Here is a 4,104-nt window from a genome sequence, read left to right as displayed (position 1 = left end):
GCGCGGCGCCGTCCGTGCCTGGATGCTGACAGGGCTCTCCGAGGACTCCGGCGCGCACCAGGGCCCGCACGCGACCACCGTCGAGAAGACGCACTCGTGGTGGCGGGTGATGTGCCTCACGGGCGTCGACTACTTCTCGACGCTCGGCTACCAGCCCGCGATCGCCGCGGTCGCCGCAGGGCTCCTCTCGCCGCTCGCGACGATCGTGCTCGTGCTGCTCACCCTGTTCGGCGCGCTGCCGGTCTACCGCCGCGTCGCGCGCGAGAGCTTCCGCGGCGAGGGCTCCATCGCGATGCTCGAGCGGCTGCTGCCCTGGTGGGGCGGCAAGCTCTTCGTGCTGGTGCTGCTCGGATTCGCGGCCACCGACTTCATGATCACGATCACCCTCTCGGCGGCGGATGCGACCGCGCACGCCGTCGAGAACCCGTTCGCGCCGGCCTGGTTCGAGGGGGCGGAGGTGCCGCTGACCCTCGGGCTCGTCGCCCTGCTGGGCATCGTGTTCCTCAAGGGCTTCAAGGAGGCGATCGGCATCGCGGTCGTCCTCGTGGCCGTGTTCCTCCTCCTGAACCTCGTGGTGATCGCGGTGTCGTTCGGGCACGTCGCCGAGAACCCGGTGGTGATCACGGACTGGTGGAGCGCGCTGACGACGCAGCACGGGAATCCGCTGGTCATGGTGGGGATCGCGTTGATCGTGTTCCCCAAGCTCGCGCTGGGGCTCTCGGGCTTCGAGACCGGAGTCGCGGTGATGCCGCAGATCACGGGCGCACCCGGCGACACCCCCGCGAACCCGGCCGGACGGATCCGCGGGGCGAAGCGCCTCCTGACGACCGCGGCGATCATCATGTCGAGCTTCCTCATCACGTCGAGCATCGTGACGACGCTGCTGATCCCGCAGGCGCAGTTCCAGCCCGGCGGCGAGGCCAACGGGCGCGCACTGGCCTATCTCGCGCACGAGTACCTCGGCGACGGCTTCGGCACGGTCTACGACGTCAGCACCATCTGCATCCTGTGGTTCGCGGGCGCGTCGGCGATGGCGGGACTGCTCAACATCGTGCCGCGCTACCTCCCGCGCTACGGCATGGCTCCGCAGTGGGCCGCGGCCGTGCGCCCGCTGGTGCTGGTGTTCACCGCGATCGCGTTCCTCGTCACGATCCTGTTCGAGGCCGACGTGAACGCGCAGGGCGGCGCCTACGCGACGGGAGTGCTCGTGCTGATCACGTCGGCGTCGGTCGCCGTGTTCCTCTCCGCCCGTCGGCAGAGGCAGCGCAAGCGCACGATCGGCTTCGCGCTGATCGCGGTCGTCTTCGTCTACACGACGATCGTCAACGTGATCGAGCGGCCCGACGGAGTGCGGATCGCGGCGGTCTTCATCGTCGGCATCGTGGTCGTCTCGCTGATCTCGCGGGTGCAGCGCTCGTTCCAGCTGCGCGCCACCTCGGTCGTGCTCGACGACCAGGCGCTGGCCTTCGTCCGCTCCGACGCCGACGACTACGGAGTGATCCGCATCGTCTCGCACGAGCCCGACGAGGACTCGGAGCAGGAGTACCGCACCAAGCTCAGCGAGGAGCGCCGCGACAGCAACATCCCGGCCCGCTCCCCCGTGCTGTTCCTCGAGGTGCACCGGGCCGACTCGTCCAACTTCGAGGAGGACCTCGAGGTCCGCGGCGTGGTGCGCCACGGCTTCCGCGTGCTGCAGGTGAGCAGCGGCAACGTGCCCAACACGCTGGCCGCCGTGCTGCTCGAGATCCGGAGCGAGACGGGGGTGATCCCCGAGATCTACTTCGAGTGGACCGAGGGCAGCCCGCTGTCGAACATGTTCCGGTTCCTGATCACGGGGGCGGGCGAGGTGGCCCCGGTGACGCGGGAGGTGCTGCGGCGGGCCGAGTCGGACCCGGTGCGGCGGCCCGCGGTGCACGTGGGCTGAGGGGCGGGGGCGCTCCGCGCTCCTCCAGAAATTGCGGGAAGCGCCCGCCGTCACCGCAGCTACTGAGCAAGCGCGGGGAGCCGGCAGCCGCTCACACCGCGGGGCGCGTCTCGGCGTCCAGCAGGCCGCGGAGGAACCGCGCGTCGGTGGAGTACTCCGCCGCCTCCTCGAGGAGGTGCGGCTTCGCGAGCTCCTCCGCCTTGCGGATCGACAGCTCGGCCAGGTCGTGGAGGCGGATGATCGCGACGCGCAGGACGTCCGCCCACGTCGCGTCCGAGCCGTACCGGAGCAGGAGCAGTTCCACGCGGCGCCGGGCGTCGTCCATCCCCGGCGCCCCCTCCGGAGTGACGGCCGTCAGCGGCACGACGCGGGTCGCGAAGTAGGCGATGTCCCAGAGCCGCGGCCCCGGCGAGCACATGTCGAAGTCGATGGCGCCGACCAGGGCGCCGTCGCGGAAGGCGAGGTTGTGCGGCGCGAAGTCGTTGTGGCAGATCACCTCCGCCGGCACCTTCGCCGGCGCCTGCCAGACGGCGCCGTCCAGGCCGAAGCCGATGCTCGCGTCGTGCAGCTCGCGCAGGCGCCGCGCCCCCTCCTCCAGGACGGAGTCGCTCCACACCCAGGCCGGCAGCGGGTACAGCGGCACGTCCCCCTCGACGAACGAGAGCCGCTCCCGACCACCCTCGACCCCCAGGGGCCGCGGCGCCCAGTCGATCCCGGCGACGGCGAGGTAGCGGAGGTAGCGGTGCACGGTCGGCGTCCACGGTCCGGCGTTCCGCAGGACGGTGTCGCCGCTGCGCTCGACGTCGTTCATGTTGCCGCCGGGGAGTGCTCCGTCCATCCGGTCAGCGTAGGCCGCGATCGGATGAGCGTGGGACGACTCCTGCGCTCGTCCGCCGGCGTCGTGAGGCGGGACCCTCACTCCGCGATTCCTCAGAAGTTGCGGGAAGCGCGGGCGGTCACCGCGATCACTGAGGAGGCGCGGAGGAAGCACGACAGCAGGGGCGGCGCAGCCGCTCAGCGCAGACGCTCCAGCTCCTCGCGCAGCACGCCGACCGCCCACTCCCCCTCGTCCTCGCGCAGGAGGAGGTGCACGGCGAGCCCGTCGACCAGCGCGTGCAGGCGGCGGGCCGCGTCGAGCAGGTCGGCGTCGCGCGGGCGACCCGCGACCGATTCGCAGAGCAGCACGCACATCTCGGCGAGCTCCCGGTGGGCGCGATCGCGGATGCCGCGCAGCTCGGGCAGCGCCGGCGTCTCGGCGATCAGCGCGATGTTCACCTCGAGCTCCGCGCGGCTGTCCGGCTCGAGCGGCAGGAGGTGGCGCAGCAGGGCGACCGCGTCGGCGAGCGGGGCGCCCGTGCGGGCCGTGGCGAGGATCCGCTCGGTCGCGCGGCTCACCATCAGCTCGGCCGAGAAGGCGACGAGCTCGGTGCGGGTGGGGAACACGTGCCGGAGCGAGCCGACGACGACCCCGGCCTCCTCGGCGACGGTGCGGACCGACACCGCGCCGATGCCGCGCTCGCGCACCACGCGCCAGACGGCCTCGGCCAGCTGGGCCTTGCGGGCGTCGCGATCGAGGGCCATGGCCCGACATTAGCACGAGTGTGCTAGCTTTTCCGGAGTAGCACACCCGTGCTAAATGAAGAGGGGGAACCATGATCCTGGCCGTCGTCATCGCCTGCGAGATCGGCTTCTGGGTGGTCATCGCCCTCGGGCTCCTCGCGCGCTACGCCCTGCGGTGGCGACGCACCGGCGCGGCGCTGCTCGCCCTGACCCCGGTCGTCGACCTGGTGCTGCTGACCGCCACGGCGCTCGACCTGCGGAGCGGAGCGACGGCCTCCTTCGCGCACTCGCTCGCGGCTCTCTACCTCGGCTTCTCGATCGCCTACGGGCACGCGCTCGTCCGCGCCGCCGACGTCCGCTTCGCCCACCGCTTCGCGCAGGGCCCCGCACCGCGGAAGCTCGTCGGTGCGGCCCACGCCGTGTCGTGCTGGAAGGACGTCGGCCGCACCGCGCTGGCCGCCGCGATCGCCGCCGGCGCCGTGCTGCTCCTGCGGTGGATCGCGGACGACCCGGCTCGGACCGAGGCGCTCCACGGAGTGCTCCCGGTTCTGCTGCTCGTGGTGGCGATCGAGCTGATCACGGCGGTCGGCTACACCGTCTGGCCGGGACGGGGACCCAGC

Annotated in this window: 4 protein-coding genes; 2 read left to right on the top strand and 2 right to left on the bottom strand. The window is 72.1% G+C overall.

What is annotated here, in order from left to right; translation table 11 throughout:
- A partial coding sequence (locus NB037_RS18810) for an APC family permease (RefSeq protein WP_251948476.1) occupies nucleotides 1–1,924 on the top strand: 1,924 nt, incomplete at its 5' end.
- Nucleotides 1,925–2,015: 91 nt separating this feature from the next.
- Here the strand turns inward: NB037_RS18810 and NB037_RS18805 are convergent.
- The gene (locus tag NB037_RS18805; RefSeq protein WP_251948474.1) at nucleotides 2,016–2,762 is read right to left on the bottom strand and encodes a phosphotransferase; all 747 of its coding nucleotides are present in this window, start codon (nucleotides 2,760–2,762) and stop codon (nucleotides 2,016–2,018) included.
- A gap of 176 nt (nucleotides 2,763–2,938) precedes the next feature.
- On the bottom strand, nucleotides 2,939–3,505 hold the full coding sequence (locus NB037_RS18800) for a TetR/AcrR family transcriptional regulator (RefSeq protein WP_251948473.1): 567 nt from the start codon (nucleotides 3,503–3,505) through the stop codon (nucleotides 2,939–2,941).
- Between the two features lie 71 nt (nucleotides 3,506–3,576).
- Here NB037_RS18800 and NB037_RS18795 point away from each other — a divergent pair.
- Nucleotides 3,577–4,104 (top strand): hypothetical protein (locus NB037_RS18795; protein ID WP_251948472.1); only part of this gene is annotated, 528 nt, incomplete at its 3' end.

Source organism: Rathayibacter rubneri (genome assembly GCF_023743255.1).
Taxonomy (GTDB): domain Bacteria; phylum Actinomycetota; class Actinomycetes; order Actinomycetales; family Microbacteriaceae; genus Rathayibacter; species Rathayibacter rubneri.
The sequence above is the reverse complement of the archived record's forward strand: the minus strand, read 5'-3'. Positions and strand labels throughout refer to the sequence as shown.

Excerpts from the sequence above, each read along its gene's own strand:
- NB037_RS18805 (WP_251948474.1), bottom strand. The coding sequence starts at position 2,762 with ATGGACGGAGCACTCCCCGGCGGCAACATGAACGACGTCGAGCGCAGC.
- NB037_RS18800 (WP_251948473.1), bottom strand. The coding sequence starts at position 3,505 with ATGGCCCTCGATCGCGACGCCCGCAAGGCCCAGCTGGCCGAGGCCGTC.